The 19,184-nt window shown below is 57.2% G+C and carries 21 protein-coding genes; all 21 read left to right on the forward strand.

The genetic code is table 11. The annotated features are described in order from the left end of the window. The first annotated feature begins 7 nt into the window (after positions 1 to 7). The 21 genes from fliM (at position 8) to BLO50_RS10230 (ending at position 19,179) form a co-directional block, all read left to right on the forward strand. Positions 8 to 979 (forward strand): flagellar motor switch protein FliM, encoded by a 972-nt coding sequence (gene fliM, locus BLO50_RS10130; RefSeq protein ID WP_090252087.1) that lies wholly within the window; start codon positions 8 to 10, stop codon positions 977 to 979. Between the two features lie 32 nt (positions 980 to 1,011). After that, entirely contained in the window at positions 1,012 to 1,482 is a 471-nt protein-coding gene (fliN, locus tag BLO50_RS10135; RefSeq protein ID WP_090252089.1) for a flagellar motor switch protein FliN, read from the forward strand. Positions 1,483 to 1,484: 2 nt separating this feature from the next. Continuing rightward, on the forward strand, positions 1,485 to 1,916 hold the full coding sequence (fliO, locus tag BLO50_RS10140) for a flagellar biosynthetic protein FliO (RefSeq protein WP_090252091.1): 432 nt from the start codon (positions 1,485 to 1,487) through the stop codon (positions 1,914 to 1,916). Then, positions 1,916 to 2,701: a flagellar type III secretion system pore protein FliP gene (gene fliP / locus BLO50_RS10145; RefSeq protein WP_090252094.1), complete on the forward strand. Its 786-nt coding sequence runs from the start codon at positions 1,916 to 1,918 to the stop codon at positions 2,699 to 2,701. Before fliO ends, fliP begins: the two co-directional genes overlap by 1 nt. 2 nt (positions 2,702 to 2,703) lie before the next feature. Beyond that, positions 2,704 to 2,973: a flagellar biosynthesis protein FliQ gene (gene fliQ, locus BLO50_RS10150; protein WP_090252096.1), complete on the forward strand. Its 270-nt coding sequence runs from the start codon at positions 2,704 to 2,706 to the stop codon at positions 2,971 to 2,973. Between the two features lies 1 nt (position 2,974). Continuing rightward, positions 2,975 to 3,751, forward strand: a complete 777-nt coding sequence (gene fliR / locus BLO50_RS10155; protein ID WP_090252099.1) for a flagellar biosynthetic protein FliR — start codon at positions 2,975 to 2,977, stop codon at positions 3,749 to 3,751. 3 nt (positions 3,752 to 3,754) lie between these two features. After that, complete coding sequence (flhB, locus tag BLO50_RS10160) at positions 3,755 to 4,891, forward strand: flagellar biosynthesis protein FlhB (protein ID WP_090252102.1); 1,137 nt, start codon at positions 3,755 to 3,757, stop codon at positions 4,889 to 4,891. A gap of 133 nt (positions 4,892 to 5,024) precedes the next feature. Further along, a complete protein-coding gene (gene flhA, locus BLO50_RS10165) occupies positions 5,025 to 7,148 on the forward strand; it encodes a flagellar biosynthesis protein FlhA (protein WP_090254047.1) in 2,124 nt (707 codons plus the stop codon). 15 nt (positions 7,149 to 7,163) lie between these two features. Beyond that, positions 7,164 to 8,465: a flagellar biosynthesis GTPase FlhF gene (gene flhF / locus BLO50_RS10170; RefSeq protein ID WP_090252103.1), complete on the forward strand. Its 1,302-nt coding sequence runs from the start codon at positions 7,164 to 7,166 to the stop codon at positions 8,463 to 8,465. Between the two features lie 77 nt (positions 8,466 to 8,542). After that, positions 8,543 to 9,373, forward strand: a complete 831-nt coding sequence (gene fleN / locus BLO50_RS10175; RefSeq protein WP_090252106.1) for a flagellar synthesis regulator FleN — start codon at positions 8,543 to 8,545, stop codon at positions 9,371 to 9,373. Then, the gene (fliA, locus tag BLO50_RS10180; RefSeq protein ID WP_167145311.1) at positions 9,370 to 10,116 is read left to right on the forward strand and encodes an RNA polymerase sigma factor FliA; all 747 of its coding nucleotides are present in this window, start codon (positions 9,370 to 9,372) and stop codon (positions 10,114 to 10,116) included. The genes fleN and fliA overlap by 4 nt, the downstream gene beginning before the upstream one ends. Before the next feature lie 97 nt (positions 10,117 to 10,213). Then, positions 10,214 to 10,588, forward strand: coding sequence for a chemotaxis response regulator CheY (locus BLO50_RS10185; RefSeq protein WP_090254048.1), 375 nt, complete (start codon positions 10,214 to 10,216; stop codon positions 10,586 to 10,588). 19 nt (positions 10,589 to 10,607) lie between these two features. After that, positions 10,608 to 11,396, forward strand: coding sequence for a protein phosphatase CheZ (locus BLO50_RS10190; RefSeq protein ID WP_090252112.1), 789 nt, complete (start codon positions 10,608 to 10,610; stop codon positions 11,394 to 11,396). Between the two features lie 11 nt (positions 11,397 to 11,407). After that, positions 11,408 to 13,639: a chemotaxis protein CheA gene (locus BLO50_RS10195; protein ID WP_090252115.1), complete on the forward strand. Its 2,232-nt coding sequence runs from the start codon at positions 11,408 to 11,410 to the stop codon at positions 13,637 to 13,639. 43 nt (positions 13,640 to 13,682) lie between these two features. After that, positions 13,683 to 14,798 (forward strand): protein-glutamate methylesterase/protein-glutamine glutaminase, encoded by a 1,116-nt coding sequence (locus BLO50_RS10200; RefSeq protein WP_090252118.1) that lies wholly within the window; start codon positions 13,683 to 13,685, stop codon positions 14,796 to 14,798. After that, positions 14,798 to 15,538 (forward strand): flagellar motor protein, encoded by a 741-nt coding sequence (locus tag BLO50_RS10205; protein ID WP_090252121.1) that lies wholly within the window; start codon positions 14,798 to 14,800, stop codon positions 15,536 to 15,538. The genes BLO50_RS10200 and BLO50_RS10205 overlap by 1 nt, the downstream gene beginning before the upstream one ends. 12 nt (positions 15,539 to 15,550) lie before the next feature. Next, positions 15,551 to 16,420 (forward strand): flagellar motor protein MotD, encoded by an 870-nt coding sequence (gene motD, locus BLO50_RS10210; RefSeq protein ID WP_090252123.1) that lies wholly within the window; start codon positions 15,551 to 15,553, stop codon positions 16,418 to 16,420. A gap of 50 nt (positions 16,421 to 16,470) precedes the next feature. Next, positions 16,471 to 17,259, forward strand: coding sequence for a ParA family protein (locus tag BLO50_RS10215; protein ID WP_090252125.1), 789 nt, complete (start codon positions 16,471 to 16,473; stop codon positions 17,257 to 17,259). 87 nt (positions 17,260 to 17,346) lie between these two features. Continuing rightward, a complete protein-coding gene (locus BLO50_RS10220; protein WP_090252128.1) occupies positions 17,347 to 18,186 on the forward strand; it encodes a CheW domain-containing protein in 840 nt (279 codons plus the stop codon). 105 nt (positions 18,187 to 18,291) lie between these two features. After that, positions 18,292 to 18,771, forward strand: a complete 480-nt coding sequence (locus tag BLO50_RS10225; RefSeq protein ID WP_090252131.1) for a chemotaxis protein CheW — start codon at positions 18,292 to 18,294, stop codon at positions 18,769 to 18,771. 3 nt (positions 18,772 to 18,774) lie between these two features. Continuing rightward, positions 18,775 to 19,179, forward strand: coding sequence for a DUF2802 domain-containing protein (locus BLO50_RS10230; RefSeq protein ID WP_090252133.1), 405 nt, complete (start codon positions 18,775 to 18,777; stop codon positions 19,177 to 19,179). The last annotated feature ends 5 nt before the right edge of the window (positions 19,180 to 19,184 follow it).

Here is a 19,184-nt window from a genome sequence, read left to right on the forward strand (position 1 = left end):
GCCATCTATGGCTGTGCAAGACCTGCTTTCCCAGGATGAGATCGATGCCCTGCTGCATGGTGTCGACGACGGCTTGGTTGAAACCGAGGACGAAGCCGAACCGGGAAGCGTCAAGCAATATGACCTGACCAGTCAGGACCGCATTGTCCGTGGGCGTATGCCGACGCTTGAGATGATCAACGAGCGTTTTGCCCGCTATACCCGCATCAGCATGTTCAACCTGCTGCGCCGCTCCGCCGATGTGGCGGTGGGCGGTGTGCAGGTCATGAAATTTGGCGAATACGTGCACTCGCTGTACGTGCCGACCAGCCTCAACCTGGTGAAGATGAAGCCGTTGCGCGGCACCGGTCTGTTTATTCTCGACGCCAAGCTGGTGTTCAAGCTGGTCGACAACTTCTTTGGTGGCGATGGCCGACACGCCAAGATCGAAGGGCGTGAGTTCACCCCCACTGAGTTGCGTGTGGTGCGCATGGTGCTCGATCAGGCCTTTATTGACCTCAAGGAAGCCTGGCACGCGGTTATGGATATCAACTTCGAGTACGTCAACTCGGAAGTGAATCCTGCGCTGGCCAACATCGTCAGTCCCAGTGAAGTGATCGTAGTCTCGACCTTCCATATTGAGTTGGATGGAGGTGGGGGTGACCTGCACATCACCATGCCGTATTCGATGATCGAACCGATCCGCGAGATGCTTGATGCAGGCTTCCAGTCCGATGTGGACGATCAGGACGAGCGCTGGATCAAAGCGCTGCGCGAAGACATTCTTGGCGTCAGCGTGCCCCTGGGCGCGACTGTTGCCCGCCGCCAGCTCAAACTGCGCGACATTCTGCATATGCAGCCCGGTGACGTGATCCCGGTGGAACTGCCGGAAAGCGTGGTGCTGTGCGCCAACGGTGTGCCCTCATTCAAGGTCAAGATGGGGGCGCACAAAGGCAAGCTGGCTTTGCAGGTGCTCGGCCCCATTGAGCGTAACCGCTAAATCCCCTATTCAACGCCAGCCGAGGAAAAACGATGGCAGACGAAAACGAAAACGAAGCCAGCTCGCCCGAGGAGCAGGCACTCGCTGATGAGTGGGCGGCTGCATTGTCTGAAGCCGGCGATGCCGGGCAGGATGATATCGACGCCATGCTTGCCGCCAGCGACCCTGCTCCATCAGCGCCGCGTGCGCCAATGGAAGAGTTCGACAGTGCGCCGAAGATGAACCTGCCGGTGAATCTGGATGGGCCGAATTTGGATGTGATTCTGGATATTCCGGTGTCCATTTCCATGGAGGTCGGCAATACCGATATCACCATCCGTAACCTGCTGCAGCTCAACCAGGGCTCGGTGATCGAGTTGGATCGTCTGGCCGGTGAGCCGCTGGATGTGCTGGTCAACGGCACCCTGATCGCCCACGGCGAAGTGGTGGTGGTGAACGAGAAGTTCGGCATTCGCCTGACTGACGTGATCAGTCCAAGTGAACGCATCAAGAAGCTGCGCTAACCATGCTTAGAACCCTTGTGTTGGGCTTGCTGCTACCGGTTGCGGCCCTGGCTGCCGAACCGGCCGCGCAAGCGGCTGTACCCCTTGCTGGAACAGGTATGGGCGGGCAACTTGTGCAGCTGCTGCTGGGCCTGCTGTTGGTGATCGGTCTGATTTTTCTGCTGGCTTGGCTGATGCGCCGCGTGCAGCAAATCGTGCCGCGGGGTGGCCAGGTCATCAAAGTACTGGCCACCCAGGCGCTGGGGCCGCGTGATCGCCTGGTGCTGGTGCAGGTGGGTAACGAGCAGGTATTGCTGGGTCTGACCCCGGGCACCATCACGTCGTTGCATGTGCTGAAAGAACCGGTGCATATGCCGGATGTTGAACCTGCCTCGACCGAGTTTGCTCAGCGCCTGATGGAGCTGTTGGGTAAAGACCAGAAGGACAAGTCGTGATGCTGCGTTTGCTGCTGATACTGGTTTTTAGCCTGGGTGCGTCACTGGCATTCGCTGCCGATCCACCGACTGCCAGTACCTTGATTCAGTCGGGCAATAACCCGCTGTCGATCCCGGCCATCACCCTGAGTACCGACACGGCTGGTCAGCAGGAGTACTCGGTCAGCCTGCAAATCCTGCTGATCATGACTGCGCTGAGCTTTATTCCAGCGTTTGTCATGCTGATGACCAGCTTTACCCGGATCATCATTGTCTTCTCGATTCTGCGTCAGGCCCTGGGGTTGCAGCAGACACCGTCTAACCAGATCCTGGTTGGTATGGCGCTTTTTTTGACCATGTTTATCATGGCGCCGGTGTTCGATCAGATTAACCGCGAGGCACTGCAGCCCTACCTGAACGAGCAACTGCCTGCGCAGGAAGCGATTCTCAAGGCCGAAGGGCCGATCAAGATTTTTATGCTGTCACAGACCCGTGAAAGCGATCTGGAATTGTTTGTGCGCCTGTCCAAACGCACGGATATCGCCAGTCCGGAAGAGGCGCCGCTGACCATTCTGGTGCCGGCGTTTGTCACGTCCGAGCTGAAAACCGCCTTCCAGATCGGCTTTATGATCTTTATTCCGTTCCTGATCATCGACATGGTGGTGGCCAGTATCTTGATGGCGATGGGGATGATGATGCTCTCGCCGTTAATCATTTCTCTGCCGTTCAAAATCATGCTGTTTGTGTTGATTGATGGCTGGGCGCTGATCATGGGCACCCTGGCTGCCAGCTTTGGAGGCACTTAGCCATGACCCCTGAGGTGGCTGTCGATCTGGTGCGCGATGCCTTGTGGCTTACGGCCATGATTGTGGGGATTCTCGTAGTTCCCAGCCTGATTGTTGGCTTGTTAGTGGCGATGTTTCAGGCGGCGACTCAAATCAACGAGCAGACCTTGAGTTTTTTGCCCAGGCTGTTGGTGATCCTGCTCGTGCTGATTTTTGCGGGCCCCTGGCTGGTGCGTGAGCTGATGGAGTACACCGAGAACCTGATCATGAACATTCCGATGCTGATCGGCTGACATGCTCGAGCTAAGCAACGAGCAGATCGGTGCGTGGGTGGGCAGCTTTCTGCTGCCGCTGTTTCGCATTTCAGCCCTGCTGATGTTTATGCCGATCATTGGTACCCAGCTGGTTTCGGCGCGGGTACGCCTGTACCTGGCCCTGGCTATCTGTGTCGTGATTATGCCGACCTTGCCACCGATGCCAGTGATTGATGCCATTAACCTGCAAGCCTTTATCTGGATTGCCCAGGAAATCCTGATTGGCCTGATGTTCGGGTTTGTCCTGCAACTGTTCTTTCAGGTGTTTGTCATTGCCGGTCAGATTGTGGCCATCCAGATGGGCCTTGGCTTTGCCTCAATGATTGACCCGGCCAATGGGATCTCGGTGCCAGTGATCGGTCAGGTGTTCATGATCTTGGTGACCTTGCTGTTTCTCGCCATGAACGCCCACCTGGTGGTGTTTGAAGTGCTGGCTGAGAGCTTCTTCACCCTGCCAGTAGGCGGTGGTTTTCTGGTGGAAAACTACTGGGAAATTGCCAACAAACTAGGCTGGGTATTGGGGGCGGCTCTGCTTCTGGTATTGCCGGCTATTACCGCGTTGTTGGTAATCAACCTGGCATTCGGGGTAATGACCCGCGCCGCGCCGCAGCTGAATATCTTCTCCATTGGTTTCCCACTGACCCTGGTGTTGGGCATGGTCATCGTATGGATTGGCATGGCCGATATCCTCGCGCAGTACCAGGTATTTGCCACTGAGGCGTTGCAGTTTCTTCGTGAAATGGCGGGGGCGAGTTAAGCCATGGCCGAATCCGAGAGCGGTGCCGATAAAAGCGAGGAACCCACGGAGAAACGCCTACGCGAATCCCGTGAAAAGGGGCAGATTGCCCGTTCAAAAGAACTCAATACCCTGGCGGTAACCCTCGGCGGTTTTGGTGGCATGCTCGCGTTTGGCGGCAGCATGGCTAACGCCATGCTCGACATCATGCGGGGTAATTTCTCGCTGACCCGCGAGGTGATCATGGATGAGCGCAGCATGTCGCTGTGGCTGGCAGCCTCTGGGCAGATCGCGCTGGAAGCGCTGTTCCCGCTGTTCGTGTTGTTGTTGATTGTGTCTATTGTGGGGCCGATTTCTCTCGGTGGCTGGCTGTTCTCGGCCGAAGCCATGGCGCCCAAACTCAGTCGCATGAACCCTCTGGCAGGGCTCAAACGCATGTTTTCGACCGATGCCTTGGTTGAGCTGCTCAAGGCGTTGGCCAAGTTCACCCTGATTCTGTTGGTGGGCGTAGCGGTGCTTTCGGCCTGGCAAGAAGACCTGCTGGCGATCGTCCATGAGCCGATTGAAGCGGCCATCCTGCACTCCGCCACGGTGGTGGGCTGGAGTGCATTGTGGATGTCCTGTGGGCTGATTCTGATTGCCGCCGTGGATGTGCCGTTTCAGCTCTGGAGCAGTAAGCAGAAGCTGATGATGACCAAGCAGGAAGTGCGCGACGAGTACAAGGACAGCGAGGGTAAGCCCGAGGTCAAGCAGCGTATTCGCCAGTTGCAGCGTGAAATGGCCGAGCGACGCATGATGCAGTCGGTGCCCGACGCTGATGTTGTCATTACCAACCCGACGCACTTTGCCGTGGCTTTGAAGTACGACCCGGCCAAAGGCAGTGCGCCGGTGCTGCTGGCCAAGGGCGGTGACTTCACCGCATTGAAGATTCGCGAAATCGCCAACGAGCACAAGGTCATGGTGCTTGAGTCACCAGCCTTGGCGCGGGCGGTGTTCTATTCCACTGAGCTGGATCAGGAAATCCCGGCCGGCCTGTACCTGGCCATCGCTCAGGTCCTGGCGTACGTCTACCAGCTGCGTCAGTACCAGGCGGGCAAGGGCAAACGTCCCGGCCCGCTGCCGGATGTGCCCATCCCTCCAGATTTACGCCGCGACGAGTGATTTCATCTGCTGTTACAGCGTGTCCAGGTTTGTTTTGTTGCAACCTGAAGAAGTTGGACAGCTTCTTGCAAAACCCTCCCCAAAGGCGCGCTCAGCGTCAAAAGATTGAATTGGCTGGGGTAGGGATGTGGCAATAAATCGCTCGCAAGTGCTCAATGATGCGCGCAGTAACCTCTCGGGGTTGAAGCAGGGCAATCTGGGCATCCCGCTGTTGCTGCTGGTCATGCTCGGCATGGTCATGTTGCCCATCCCGCCTTTCCTGCTGGATGTGCTGTTCACCTTCAGTATTGCCCTGTCGATCGTCGTCCTGCTGGTGGCGATCTATGCGTTGCGCCCACTGGATTTCGCCGTTTTCCCGACCATTTTGCTGGCGGCGACCTTGCTGCGTCTGGCGCTTAACGTCGCCTCCACCCGGGTGGTGCTGTTGCATGGTCAGGATGGCCACGACGCTGCGGGTAAGGTGATCCAGGCTTTCGGTGAGGTGGTGATCGGCGGTAACTACGTGGTCGGTATCGTGGTGTTCGCGATCCTGATGATCATCAACTTCGTGGTGGTCACCAAAGGTGCCGGACGTATCTCCGAGGTCAGTGCGCGTTTCACCTTGGACGCCATGCCGGGCAAGCAGATGGCCATCGACGCGGACCTGAATGCCGGGTTGATCGACCAGGCGGAGGCCAAGAAGCGTCGCAGCGAAGTGTCCCAGGAAGCCGACTTCTACGGCTCCATGGACGGTGCCAGCAAGTTTGTGCGCGGCGATGCGATTGCCGGCCTGCTGATTCTGTTTATCAACCTGATTGGCGGCATCGCCATCGGTATCCTCCAGCATGATTTGAGCTTTGCCGACGCCGGCCGTATCTACACCTTGCTGACCATTGGTGACGGTCTGGTGGCGCAGATTCCATCGCTGCTGCTGTCGACTGCAGCGGCGATCATGGTGACCCGCGTTTCCAGCTCGGAAGACATGGGCGCTCAAGTCAATCGGCAGATGTTCGCCTCGCCGCGGGCGCTGGCGGTGACGGCTGCGGTGATGATCGCCATGGGCTTGGTGCCCGGTATGCCGCATTTCTCTTTTATCAGCCTGGGTCTGGTGGCTGCGGGTGCCGCGTACTGGATTGCCAACAAACAGCGTACAACCAAGGAAAACGAGATCAAGGAAGTGCAGCGCCAACAGGAATTGCTGCCGGCGCAGAAGGCTCAAGAGGTCAAGGAGCTGGGCTGGGACGACGTAACACCGGTGGATATGGTCGGCTTGGAAGTGGGTTATCGGCTGATTCCGTTGGTTGACCGTAACCAGGGTGGCCAGCTGCTGGCGCGGATCAAGGGCGTGCGTAAGAAACTCTCACAGGAAATGGGCTTTCTGATGCCCTCGGTGCATATCCGCGACAACCTGGACCTGCAGCCCAATGCCTATCGCCTGACGCTAATGGGGGTGAGCGTAGCCGAGGCCGAGGTGTACCCGGATCGTGAGCTGGCGATCAACCCCGGCCAGGTGTTCGGTCCGCTCAATGGCATCGCCGCCAAGGATCCGGCATTCGGTCTGGAGGCGGTGTGGATCGACCCGAGTCAGCGCGATCAGGCGCAGTCGCTTGGCTACACCGTGGTGGACGCCAGTACCGTAGTGGCGACCCACCTTAACCAGGTCCTGCACAAACATGCCCACGAGCTGCTGGGTCATGAGGAAGTGCAACAGTTGATGCAGCTCTTGGCCAAGAGCTCGCCGAAGCTCGCTGAAGAGCTGGTGCCAGGGATGATTTCCCTGTCAACCCTGCTCAAGGTGCTGCAGAGCCTGCTGCAGGAACAGGTGCCGGTACGCGATATCCGCACCATCGCCGAGGCCATCGCCAACGTCGCGGTGAAGAGTCAAGATCCCGCCGCGATGGTGGCGGCGGTACGCGTCGCGTTGGCCCGCGCAATCGTGCAAAGCATTGTGGGACTAGAGCTGGAGCTGCCTGTGATCACGCTGGAGCCCAGGTTGGAACAGATATTGCTCAACAGTATCCAGAAAGCCGGTCAAGGCTCCGAGGAGGGCATCCTCCTGGAACCTGGAATGGCTGAGAAGCTGCAGCGTTCCCTGGTGGAAGCGGCGCAGCGCCAGGAAATGCTCGGCAAGCCAGTGATTCTGCTGGTAGCCGGTCCGGTCCGGGCGATGCTCTCGCGATTCGCGCGGCTGGCGGTTCCGAGTATCCATGTACTGGCATACCAGGAAATTCCGGATAACAAGCAGGTCACCATCGTTGCGACGGTGGGGCAGAACTAACCGAGGTTACAGGCCATGCAGGTCAAACGCTTTTTCGCCGCCGATATGCGTACCGCCATGAAATTGGTGCGTGATGAGCTGGGTGCCGATGCCTCGATCATTGGCAATCGCCGGGTAGCCGGTGGTGTCGAATTGACCGCCGCGCTGGATTATCAGGTGCCAGCCGCACCGGCGCGTCAGCCCAACCCTGCGTTGGAAGCCGAGCTGCGCAAGACTCAGGCGAAAATTGCCACGGCCCAGGCCGAGCTGACCACCCGTACTCAGGTCGATGCCGGCAAAGACCGCCAGCTGTTTGGCGCTGCTGACAGCCTGCCTGCTGACAGCTTGGCGGCTGTGATGCGCAAATCGCAGGCAGCGCCAGCTGCGGCAACCGATCAGCGCGCCCTGGATGCCATGCGTTTCGAACTGCATGGCCTGCGTGAGCTGATTGAAGTGCAGCTGGGCTCGATTGCCTGGGGGCAGTTGCAGAACCGTCGCCCGCAGCAAGCCAATTTGTGGCGTCGCCTGCAGCGCATGGGCTTGTCGGCCGAATTGTCGAAAGCGCTACTGGAACGTGTGAATACGGTGACTGAACCTCGCCAGGCCTGGCGCATGGTGCTGGCGCACCTGGCTCACGCAATCAAAACGCCGAAGCAGGAACCGATGGAAGAGGGCGGCGTAATCGCCTTGGTAGGCCCTGCTGGCATGGGCAAAACCACTACTCTGGCCAAGCTGGCCGCGCGTTACGTGCTCAAGTACGGCGCCCAGCATATTGCCCTGGTCAGCCTGGACAGCTACCGCATTGGTGCTCAGGAGCAGCTCAAGACCTTGGGGCGTATTCTCAATGTCCCGGTAACGCTGGTTGACCCTGGTCAATCGTTGACTCAAGCCTTGGCTCCGCTGGCGCGCAAGCGGGTGGTGCTGATTGACACTGCCGGCCTGCCCGCCAATGACCCAGCCCTGCGCATGCAGCTGGAAACGCTGGCAAGCCGTGGTGTCAACGCAAAAAATTATCTGGTCATGGCCGCTACCAGCCAGGGCCAAGTGCTGAAAGCCGCCTACCATAGTTATAAGCGTTGCGGCTTGTCTGGCTGCATTCTGACAAAAGCGGATGAGGCCACCAGCCTGGGTGAGGTTTTAGGACTGGCTATTAGCCAGCGTCTACCGGTAGCCTATCTCGCTGATGGGCCACGCATTCCCGATGATCTGCAGATTCCACGCAGTCATCAATTGGTTAGCCGGGCCGTAGGGCTGCAGGCAACCCAGGATCCAAGCGAAGATACGATGGCGGAGATGTTTGCCGGGCTTTACCAGCAACCCGCACGACGCGTCAGTTAAGCGTCCTGCTGTTGGCAATGAACCGCGCTTAGCCAGCCAAGTGGCTCCAGTCGAAGTTAGACAAGGTGTGTAGAAATATGGGTATGCATCCCGTACAGGTGATTGCGGTGACCGGCGGCAAAGGTGGCGTCGGTAAGACCAACGTCTCGGTGAACCTGGCGTTGGCCCTGGCTGATCTCGGCCGTCGGGTGATGCTGATGGACGCCGACCTTGGCTTGGCTAACGTCGACGTTTTGTTGGGCCTCAGCGCCAAACGCACCCTGGAAGACGTCATCAGTGGCGAGTGCGAGCTGCGCGATGTGTTGCTGCAGGGCCCTGGCGGCATTCGTATCGTGCCGGCAGCCTCGGGTATTCAGAGCATGGTGCAGCTGTCACCCATGCAACATGCGGGGCTGATCCAGGCGTTTAGCGATATCAGTGACAACCTCGACGTGTTGATCATCGACACTGCCGCGGGTATCGGTGACGGTGTCGTGAGCTTCGTGCGCGCGGCCCAGGAAGTGCTGGTGGTAGTGTGTGATGAGCCGACCTCGATTACCGATGCCTACGCGCTGATAAAACTGCTTAATCGCGATCACGGCATGAATCGTTTCCGGGTATTGGCCAATATGGCCCACAGCCCGCAGGAAGGTCGCAACCTCTTTGCTAAGCTGACTAAAGTGACTGATCGTTTCCTTGATGTTGCCCTGCAGTATGTAGGCGCGGTGCCATACGACGAGTCAGTGCGCAAGGCCGTGCAGAAGCAGCGTGCGGTCTACGAAGCCTTTCCGCGTTCGAAGTGTGCGCTGGCGTTCAAGGCGATAGCCCAGAAAGTTGACGCCTGGCCGTTACCGGCCAATCCGCGTGGCCATTTGGAGTTTTTCGTTGAGCGTCTGGTGCAGCAACCGATCGCGGACACGGCTATATGACAGCAGCCTCTGGACTTCGTATGTATAGCAAGGCGCAGGCGCAGGATTCCCAGCACCAGTTGATCGAGCGCTACGCGCCCCTGGTCAAACGCATTGCCTATCACCTGTTGGCCCGCCTGCCGGCCAATGTACAGGTCGACGATCTGATTCAGGCCGGAATGATCGGCCTGCTCGAAGCGTCAAAAAAATACGACTCCAGTAAAGGCGCCAGTTTCGAGACGTTTGCGGGTATTCGCATTCGCGGTTCGATGCTCGATGAAGTGCGCAAAGGCGACTGGGCGCCACGTTCGGTGCATCGCAATAGCCGCATGGTCAGTGATGCAATTAGAAAAATTGAAGCCAGAACGGGCCGAGACGCTAAAGATCAAGAGGTTGCGGCCGAACTCCAATTGAGTCTCGAGGATTACTACGGCATTCTTGGCGACACTTTAGGCAGCCGCCTGTTCAGTTTCGACGACCTGTTGCAGGACGGCGAACACGGTGGGCTGGGTGAAGACGCTGGCAGCAACCACCTCGAACCTTCTCGTGATCTGGAAGATGAACGCTTTCAGGCGGCCCTGGCAGATGCCATTGCCAACCTGCCGGAGCGCGAGCGCTTGGTGTTAGCGCTATATTACGATGAAGAACTGAATCTTAAAGAGATCGGCGAGGTGTTAGGGGTTAGCGAATCACGTGTAAGCCAACTACACAGTCAGTGTGCCGCACGTTTACGTGCTCGACTGGGTGAGTGGCGCGCACATTGAGTTGAATTCGCTGATGCTGGGCCGGTTTCACGATTAAAAGCGCATGCAGGTTGCTGCCTGCGTTTGGGACTGTACGGAGGTCGACTTGGACAAGAACATGAAAATCCTCATCGTTGATGACTTTTCAACGATGCGACGGATCATCAAGAACCTTCTGCGTGACTTGGGGTTCACCAATACCGCGGAAGCGGATGATGGCGTCACCGCGCTGCCCATGCTGCAAAGCGGTAGCTTCGATTTCCTCGTGACTGACTGGAACATGCCTGGCATGACGGGTATCGATCTGTTGCGCGCAGTGCGTGCGGATGATCGCTTGAAAACCTTGCCGGTACTGATGGTCACGGCAGAAGCCAAGCGTGATCAGATCATCGAAGCAGCCCAGGCGGGGGTTAACGGTTATGTGGTCAAGCCGTTCACAGCTCAAGTGCTGAAAGAGAAGATTGAAAAGATCTTCGAGCGGGTCAACGGCTGATGTTTGCCACGAGGGTGCTATGGAGCATAAAGATTCCGTTCAAGGTGACCTTGAGTCGACCCTGAAATACAACGCTCGCCAACTGGTAGATAGCCTGGAACAAGGCAACTTTGGTGAAGCGGTACAGCTGATACATGAGCTCAATAAGGCACGTGACCATGGTCTTTACCATGAAGTCGGTAAGCTGACTCGTGAGCTGCATAACGCCATCGTCAATTTCCAGCTCGACCCCCGTGTGCCACATGCCACTGAGGTTTCGCAAATTACCGATGCCACTGAGCGCCTGAATTATGTGGTGACGATGACCGAAAAAGCGGCCAATCGCACCATGGATCTGGTCGAGCAAAGTGCCCCGCTGGTAAATGACCTCAGCGATGAAGCGCAAAGCCTCAGCGGTGATTGGGGGCGCTTCATGCGCCGCGAAATGAGTGCAGATGGCTTTCGCGAGTTAGCTAAGCGTGTGGAGCTTTTTCTCGCGCGAAGCGAACGCGACGGTGCCAAGATTTCTGCACACCTCAATGACATCCTATTGGCCCAGGATTATCAGGATCTGACCGGCCAGGTGATCAAGCGTGTAACGCAGCTGGTTACCGAAGTGGAAAGCAACTTGCTGAAACTGGTGCTGATGGCCAGTCAGGTTGATCAGTTTGCCGGCATTGAGCACAACCATGAGTTGCTCCGCGCCGAACAAGAAAAACAAAAAGAGCCTTCGCGTGGTGAAGGTCCGCAGATTCATGCCGATAAGCGTGAAGACGTCGCATCCAATCAGGATGATGTCGACGACCTGCTTTCCAGCCTGGGATTTTAGGAGCACGTCTTATGAGCTTCGGCGCCGATGAAGAAATCCTCCAGGACTTCCTGGTAGAGGCCGGCGAGATTCTTGAACTACTGTCTGAGCAGCTTGTAGAGCTGGAAAGTCGCCCGGACGACATGAATCTACTCAACGCCATTTTTCGCGGGTTTCACACCGTCAAAGGTGGTGCTGGCTTTCTCCAGCTCAATGAGCTGGTGGAATGCTGCCATATCGCAGAAAACGTCTTTGACATCCTGCGTAAGGGTGAGCGGCGCGTCGACTCCGCGTTGATGGATGTGGTGCTGGAAGCACTGGATGCTGTCAACAGCATGTTTACCGAGGTCCGTGAACGTACCGATCTCACTCCGGCTACGCCTGAGCTGCTTGCCGCCTTGGCGCGTTTGGCTGAACCGGCGGGTGCTGATGATGCCGCACCCGTTGAAGCACACGCTGAGCCTGAGCTGGAATCTGAACCTGAGGTTGCAGTCGAGGTTGAAGAGGCCGCTGGCGATATCACTGACACTGAATTCGAGCAGTTATTAGGCGCCTTGGGGGACTCACCGGCGCCAATGGCTGCGGCTGCAAGCAGTGATGAAATCACTGATGATGAGTTTGAGTCGTTGCTTGATCAGCTGCATGGCAAAGGCCAATTTGTAGCACCTGATGTAGCTGTAGCTCGCGCTGTGCCTGCTGTGGCGGCATCTGCTGCAACGGCCACGGGCGGTGATGAAATCACCGACGATGAATTTGAATCGTTGCTCGATCAGTTGCACGGTAAAGGTCAGTTTGCGCCTCCTCCTGTATCGGCGCCTGCCGCACCTGAAGCGGTGGCTGAGTCCGCTGCTGCGCCGAGTGGCGACATCACGGATGATGAGTTTGAAGCACTGCTTGATCAGCTGCATGGCAAAGGCAAGTTTGTTGAGCCTGAAGCGATCAAACCTGTAACGCCTGCGTCGACTGCCAAGCCTGCAGAGCCTGCCAAAGCAGCCGCCAAACCTGCGGCAAAACCTGCCGCTAAGGTTGAACCTGCAAAAGCTCCTGCAGCTCCGGTCGCTGCGCCTGTTGCTGAGAAGGCTGCGCCGCCCAGTGAAGCGGAAACCACTGTGCGGGTCGATACCGCACGGCTCGACGAAATCATGAACATGGTTGGCGAGCTGGTGCTGGTGCGAAATCGCTTGGTGCGACTCGGATCAAGCAGTGGCGATGAGGCTATGTCTAAAGCGGTGTCGAACCTGGATGTGGTGACGGCTGACTTGCAGACAGCGGTCATGAAAACCCGCATGCAGCCCATCAAGAAGGTGTTCGGGCGCTTCCCTCGGCTGGTTCGCGATTTGGCGCGAAACCTTAAGAAAGAGATCAACTTGGAGTTGGTCGGTGAAGAAACTGACCTCGACAAGAACCTGGTTGAAGCCTTGGCTGATCCGCTGGTCCACTTGGTGCGTAACGCGGTTGACCATGGCATTGAAACCCCGGAAGAGCGTGAAGCCTCAGGTAAGGCGCGTGGCGGTAAGGTGATATTGTCCGCCGAGCAGGAAGGTGATCACATCCTCTTGTCGATCTCTGACGATGGCAAGGGCATGGACGCGGATGTACTGCGTGCCAAAGCCGTGGAAAAAGGCTTGCTGGATAAAGACGCGGCCGACCGTCTCAATGAGTTCGAATGCTACAACCTGATCTTTGCCCCGGGCTTCTCGACCAAGACTGAGATTTCCGATGTGTCTGGGCGCGGCGTTGGCATGGATGTGGTGAAAACTAAGATTTCCCAGCTCAACGGCACGGTCAATGTGTTTTCGGTCAAGGGACAGGGCTCAAAAATCGTTATCAAGGTGCCGCTGACGCTGGCGATCATGCCGACACTGATGGTGATGTTGGCCAATCAGGCGTTTGCTTTCCCGCTGGTCAACGTGAACGAGATTTTCCACCTCGATCTGTCGCGAACCAATGTGGTTGACGGCCAGGAAGTGGTGATCGTGCGCGACAAGGCGTTGCCGCTGTTCTATCTAAAGCGCTGGTTGATCGGCAGTGCAGCACACGTGGAGCAGGGTGAGGGGCATGTGGTGATTCTCACTGTTGGCAGTCAGCGTATTGGCTTCGTGGTCGATCAACTGGTCGGACAGGAAGAAGTGGTCATCAAACCGCTGGGCAAAATGCTGCAGGGTACGCCAGGCATGTCGGGTGCAACCATTACCGGTGATGGTCGTATTGCCCTGATTCTTGACGTGCCGAGCATGCTCAAGCGTTACGCGCGGCGCATCTGATTGTTAGCGGCGCAGCTATCTGTGGCGCCGTTTAGGAGTGTTTATGGCTGTTAAGGTGTTGGTGGTTGATGACTCCGGTTTTTTCCGCCGGCGCGTGTCGGAAATTCTTTCAGCCGACCCGAATATCCAGGTAATCGGCACCGCCACTAACGGCCGTGAAGCCATCGAGCAGGCGCAGGCGCTCAAGCCCGATGTGATTACCATGGATTACGAGATGCCGATGATGGATGGCATCACCGCTGTACGTAACATCATGCAGCGCTGCCCGACACCCGTACTGATGTTCTCCTCGCTAACCCATGAAGGTGCGCGAGTGACGTTGGATGCGCTGGAAGCCGGTGCGGTGGATTTTCTGCCGAAGAATTTTGAGGACATTTCGCGCAATCCAGAGCGAGTTAAGCAACTGCTTTGCGAGAAAATTCATACGATTGCCCGCAGTAATCGTCGCAGTTTCAGCCCATCGCCTGTCTCTACTCCCGCAGCTATACCCGCTGCAGCAGCCAAGCCTGCGGCGCGTCCAGTAACCTCTGCCAGCACGCCAAGCCGTCCAGCTGTGGCGCCTGCCCCCGTTGTTGCCAGTGCGGCGCCAAAACGTAAATCCTACAAGCTTGTTGCGATCGGTACTTCCACCGGTGGGCCGGTTGCGCTTCAGCGGGTACTGACTCAATTGCAGGTGAATTTTCCAGCGCCAATCGTGCTGATCCAGCATATGCCGGCTGCCTTTACCAAAGCCTTTGCCGAACGTCTCGACAAGCTCTGCCGCATCAGTGTCAAGGAAGCTGAGGACGGTGATGTCTTGCGTCCCGGTCTGGCACTGCTCGCACCGGGTGGCAAGCAGATGATGGTGGATGCGCGGGGCGTGGTGAAAATCCTGCCTGGCGATGAGCGCCTGAATTACAAACCCTGTGTCGATATCACTTTTGGCTCGGTCGCCAAGTCTTATGGTGACAAGGTGCTGGCAGTGGTGCTCACAGGTATGGGGGCGGACGGCCGTGAGGGCGCTCGCCTGCTCAAGCAGAGTGGAAGCCAAGTGTGGGCGCAAGACGAAGCCAGCTGTGTGATCTACGGCATGCCGATGGCTATTGTGAAAGCCAACCTGGCTGATGCGATTTACCCGCTGGATGATATCGGCAGGCACCTGGCGGAGACCTGTATTTAATGGATGTACTGAGCCTTATTGGGGTCATCCTGGCGTTTGTCGCCATTCTTGGCGGCAACTATCTCGAAGGGGGCCATGCTGCGGCCCTGCTCAATGGGCCGGCTGCATTGATTGTGATTGGCGGTACCTTGGGTGCGGCTTTTTTGCAGGCACCCGTGCATGTGTTCAAACGGGCGCTGGCCATTATTAGTTGGATATTCTTTCCGCCGCGCGTGGACTTGGCCGGTGGTATTAATCGGGTGGTTGGTTGGAGCATGACTGCGCGCAAGGAGGGTTTGCTCGGTCTTGAGGCCGTGGCAGATGCCGAACCCGATCCCTATGCGCGCAAAGGCTTGCAGCTGTTGGTCGATGGCGCCGAGCCTGAGGCTATTCGCAGTATTCTCGAGGTCGATCTGTACACCCAGGAAGGCCGTGATATTCAGGCAGCCAAAGTGTTTGAAAGCATGGGCGGTTATGCGCCGACCATCGGCATTATTGGTGCGGTGATGGGTTTGATCCATGTGATGGGTAACCTGGCCGATCCAAGCATGCTTGGCAGCGGAATTGCCGTGGCGTTTGTGGCAACCATCTACGGTGTTGGTTTTGCCAACCTGTTGTTATTGCCGATTGGTAACAAGCTCAAAGCTATCGCTCAGCGCCAATCCCGTTATCGCGAGATGCTGCTTGAAGGCATCCTGTCGATTGCGGAGGGTGAAAACCCGCGCTCCATCGAACTGAAGCTGCAAGGCTTCATGGATTGATGGGGACACCTTATGGCCCGCCGGCGTCATCAAGAAGAGCATGAAAATCATGAGCGGTGGCTAGTCTCTTACGCCGACTTCATTACTCTGCTGTTCGCCTTTTTTGTGGTCATGTACTCGATTTCCTCGCTCAATGAAGGCAAGTACAAAATTCTTTCTGACAGCCTGACAGGGGTGTTCAATCAACCTGATCGCGCTATCAAACCGATTCCGGTTGGTGATGAGCGTCCGCGGACCACGGAGCCGGACCGTTCCTTGGTTGATGAGGAAAGCGCTCAGTCTTCGGCTGATGATCTGCAGAATATTGCCAACAGTGTGCGCGAGGCTTTCGGCGACTTGATTCAGTCGGATCAGCTGAAGGTCAGTGGAAATGAGCTGTGGATCGAGATTGAGCTCAGCTCTAGCCTGTTGTTCACCAGCGGCGATGCCATTCCTAACAATGCAGCGTTCGATATTATCGAAAAGGTAGCCAAAATTCTGGCGCCGTACGAGAATCCAATACACGTGGAAGGCTTTACCGATAATCTGCCTATTCAGACGGCTCAGTTCCCTACCAACTGGGAGCTGTCTACCGCAAGGGCTGCGAGTATCGTGCGTATGCTGACGATGGATGGGGTCAACCCCAGTCGCCTGGCAGCGGTCGGTTATGGTGAGTTCCAGCCCGTCGCGGATAACACCACCGCTGAAGGGCGCGGGCGCAATCGTCGCGTCGTGTTAGTGATCTCGCGTAATCTAGACGTACGTCGCAGCGTTAGCGGTGTGGGCAGTGCCAATGCTAAGCCTGATGCGGCGTTGCAACGTGCTGGCACGCAACCTGCAAAAGCCCCAGCAGCGCCGGTCCCGCAAGCGGGTGCCGTCAATCCCCCGTCGCCGGTCCCATAGGGTGGCCCCGTTCTCGGTCAGGCTGCAGCTGAACCGGGAGGATGATAACGATGAGAGTCTGGGCAGTAGCCAATCAAAAAGGTGGAGTCGGTAAGACCACCACATCAATCGCTCTTGCAGGCCTGTTGGCAGATGCCGGCAAGCGTGTGGTGATCGTCGATCTCGATCCCCATGGGTCGATGACCAGCTACTTCGGGCATGACCCGGACAGCCTGGAACACAGCAGCTTCGATTTGTTCCAACATAAAGGCGCTGTGCCGCGCGGTTTGCCCCAGCAGCTGCTCCTGCCTACCAGTGATGAGCGTATCTCCCTGCTGCCGTCCAGCACTGCACTGGCCACCCTGGAGCGCCAGTCACCCGGGCAGAGTGGCTTGGGCTTGGTGATAGCCAAGAGCCTTGCGCAGCTTTGGCAGGATTTTGATCATGCGGTGATCGACAGTCCGCCCTTGCTTGGGGTACTGATGGTCAATGCACTGGCGGCAAGTCAGCAGCTGGTAATTCCTGTGCAGACTGAATTTCTGGCTGTAAAAGGCTTGGAGCGGATGGTCAATACCTTGGCGATGATCAACCGTTCGCGTCAGCAGGCGTTGCCGTACACCATCGTACCGACCCTGTTCGACCGTCGTACCCAAGCGTCGATGGGCACGCTGCGTGTGTTGCGCAACAGTTACCCTGATCACCTGTGGCCGGCCTATATTCCGGTTGATACGCGTTTACGTGATGCCAGTCGGGCAGGGCTGACCCCGTCAACGTTTGATAGCAACAGCCGCGGTGTACTGGCTTATCGCGCCTTACTCAAACACCTGCTTTCTCAGCAGATTGCTGCTCAGGTCGCTTGAGATGAACGACTATGCTGAAGATATGGGCTCAAGTCTGTCGCTAGCGCGGCCGATAGTCTGTACAGACTGTTATTGCGAGTTGTCTTGATGAGTCGTCCTTTAGCCACCGCTACACGTTCGCAACAGGTCTTGCAGTCCTATTTGGATGGCTTGTTGCAGGAGGCTGCGGTCGAGTTTGTCGATAGCATCACGCTGGATGAATTCGAGGCCGCGGTGCTGGAAGAGCAGGTGCGCGATGCGCGCAGCATGCCGCAGGTGAGCGTGGCTAAGGTCAAGCCTCTGGCTGAGTTGGCGCCGCGTCCATTGGTGCTGCCCACTTTCGAGATGCCCACTGCGCACGTTGATGTTCACGTCGAGTCGCTGCCAGAGGTTGTAGAAACTGTTGTAGTGGCTGAGTCGGTGCAGTCAGAGCCGCAGATGTTGGTGGTACCTGAGGCGGTGCCGCAGGGGCGGCCTGAATGGGCGCAAGGGTCTTTCGAATGCCTGTTATTTGATGTGGCTGGGCTGACCTTAGCCGTTCCGCTGGTGTGCCTGGGTTCGATTTATCCCCTGGAGGGGCAGGAGCTGACACCATTATTTGGTCAGCCTGACTGGTTTCTCGGCATACTGCCGAGCCAGGCCGGTAACCTGAAAGTGTTGGATACAGCGCGCTGGGTGATGCCTGACCGTTATCGCGATGATTTTCGCGAAGGGTTGCAGTATGTAATTTCCGTTGAAGGTTATGAGTGGGGGCTGGCGGTGCATCAGGTCAGTCGCTCGATTCGGCTGGATCCCGACGAGGTTAAATGGCGCAGCCAGCGTACGCAGCGTCCGTGGCTCGCGGGTACGGTGATTGAACACATGTGTGCCTTGTTGGATGTCGCATCCCTGGCCGAGTTGATTGCCAGTGGTGCTGCCAAGCGCATGGCGGCCAAGCAGGTGCATTGAATAACGCGGGGCTGTGCGAGGTGCGCAGCTTTGCATCTATAGTAATCATAGCGGGGTATACACCCGCGATCGCCGCCGCGAGCGGTTCATGACGAGGCTAGGGACATGAAGAAAAGTTCTGCACAAGGTTCTGATGATCCGATTCTGCAGTGGGTAACGTTCCGCCTGGATAACGAAACCTATGGCATCAATGTGATGCAGGTTCAGGAAGTCCTGCGCTACACCGAAATTGCCCCTGTGCCGGGTGCGCCAAGCTATGTGCTGGGCATCATCAACCTGCGCGGCAATGTGGTCACAGTCATCGATACACGTCAGCGTTTCGGGTTGGACTCCACCGAGGTGACCGATAACACCCGTATCGTGATTATCGAGGCCGACAAGCAAGTGGTCGGTATCTTGGTCGATAGCGTGGCAGAAGTGGTTTATCTGCGTCAGTCTGAAGTGGAAACTGCTCCGAACGTGGGCAATGACGAATCTGCCAAGTTTATCCAGGGCGTGTGCAACAAGAACGGCGAGCTGCTGATTCTGGTTGAGCTGGACAAGATGATGAGCGAAGAAGAGTGGTCCGATCTGGAGAGCATCTAAGTCATGCTCGAAGCGCTGCTGGTCGCATTAGCCCTGGTGTGCCTGGGGCTGGTATGCGTCAGTATCTGGCTTGTCAGGCAGTTGCGTGACTTTATCAAGTTGCAAGGTGAGCGTGACGCAGTGCGTGATCGCCGGCTCAAAGAACTTAGCCGGCGACTGGATGCCTACCTGACTGGTAGCGTGCAGATGGGTGAGGAGTTGCACGAATTGCGCAGGGTTGTTGCACCTTTGCCGGACAAACTTAATCAGATTGAGCAGCGTGATCCTAGCAGCCTGTCATTTACTCAGGCTGCACGTTTGGCGGGTATGGGTGCCAGCGTGGATGATCTGACCCAGTCATGCGGTCTGAGTAAGGCCGAGGCTGAGTTGGTCAGCAAGATGCAGCAGGCCAAACTGCAGCGCTCCTGAGGCTC

This window comes from Pseudomonas peli, assembly GCF_900099645.1.
Taxonomy (GTDB): domain Bacteria; phylum Pseudomonadota; class Gammaproteobacteria; order Pseudomonadales; family Pseudomonadaceae; genus Aquipseudomonas; species Aquipseudomonas peli.

Excerpts from the sequence above, each read along its gene's own strand:
- motD (WP_090252123.1), top strand. The coding sequence starts at position 15,551 with ATGGCCCGCCGGCGTCATCAAGAAGAGCATGAAAATCATGAGCGGTGG.
- BLO50_RS10215 (WP_090252125.1), top strand. The coding sequence starts at position 16,471 with ATGAGAGTCTGGGCAGTAGCCAATCAAAAAGGTGGAGTCGGTAAGACC.
- BLO50_RS10205 (WP_090252121.1), top strand. The coding sequence starts at position 14,798 with ATGGATGTACTGAGCCTTATTGGGGTCATCCTGGCGTTTGTCGCCATT.
- fliM (WP_090252087.1), top strand. The coding sequence starts at position 8 with ATGGCTGTGCAAGACCTGCTTTCCCAGGATGAGATCGATGCCCTGCTG.
- fleN (WP_090252106.1), top strand. The coding sequence starts at position 8,543 with ATGGGTATGCATCCCGTACAGGTGATTGCGGTGACCGGCGGCAAAGGT.
- BLO50_RS10230 (WP_090252133.1), top strand. The coding sequence starts at position 18,775 with ATGCTCGAAGCGCTGCTGGTCGCATTAGCCCTGGTGTGCCTGGGGCTG.
- fliP (WP_090252094.1), top strand. The coding sequence starts at position 1,916 with ATGCTGCGTTTGCTGCTGATACTGGTTTTTAGCCTGGGTGCGTCACTG.
- BLO50_RS10200 (WP_090252118.1), top strand. The coding sequence starts at position 13,683 with ATGGCTGTTAAGGTGTTGGTGGTTGATGACTCCGGTTTTTTCCGCCGG.
- BLO50_RS10195 (WP_090252115.1), top strand. The coding sequence starts at position 11,408 with ATGAGCTTCGGCGCCGATGAAGAAATCCTCCAGGACTTCCTGGTAGAG.
- BLO50_RS10225 (WP_090252131.1), top strand. The coding sequence starts at position 18,292 with ATGAAGAAAAGTTCTGCACAAGGTTCTGATGATCCGATTCTGCAGTGG.
- BLO50_RS10185 (WP_090254048.1), top strand. The coding sequence starts at position 10,214 with ATGAAAATCCTCATCGTTGATGACTTTTCAACGATGCGACGGATCATC.
- BLO50_RS10220 (WP_090252128.1), top strand. The coding sequence starts at position 17,347 with ATGAGTCGTCCTTTAGCCACCGCTACACGTTCGCAACAGGTCTTGCAG.
- fliA (WP_167145311.1), top strand. The coding sequence starts at position 9,370 with ATGACAGCAGCCTCTGGACTTCGTATGTATAGCAAGGCGCAGGCGCAG.
- fliR (WP_090252099.1), top strand. The coding sequence starts at position 2,975 with ATGCTCGAGCTAAGCAACGAGCAGATCGGTGCGTGGGTGGGCAGCTTT.
- BLO50_RS10190 (WP_090252112.1), top strand. The coding sequence starts at position 10,608 with ATGGAGCATAAAGATTCCGTTCAAGGTGACCTTGAGTCGACCCTGAAA.
- fliN (WP_090252089.1), top strand. The coding sequence starts at position 1,012 with ATGGCAGACGAAAACGAAAACGAAGCCAGCTCGCCCGAGGAGCAGGCA.
- flhB (WP_090252102.1), top strand. The coding sequence starts at position 3,755 with ATGGCCGAATCCGAGAGCGGTGCCGATAAAAGCGAGGAACCCACGGAG.
- fliQ (WP_090252096.1), top strand. The coding sequence starts at position 2,704 with ATGACCCCTGAGGTGGCTGTCGATCTGGTGCGCGATGCCTTGTGGCTT.
- flhF (WP_090252103.1), top strand. The coding sequence starts at position 7,164 with ATGCAGGTCAAACGCTTTTTCGCCGCCGATATGCGTACCGCCATGAAA.
- fliO (WP_090252091.1), top strand. The coding sequence starts at position 1,485 with ATGCTTAGAACCCTTGTGTTGGGCTTGCTGCTACCGGTTGCGGCCCTG.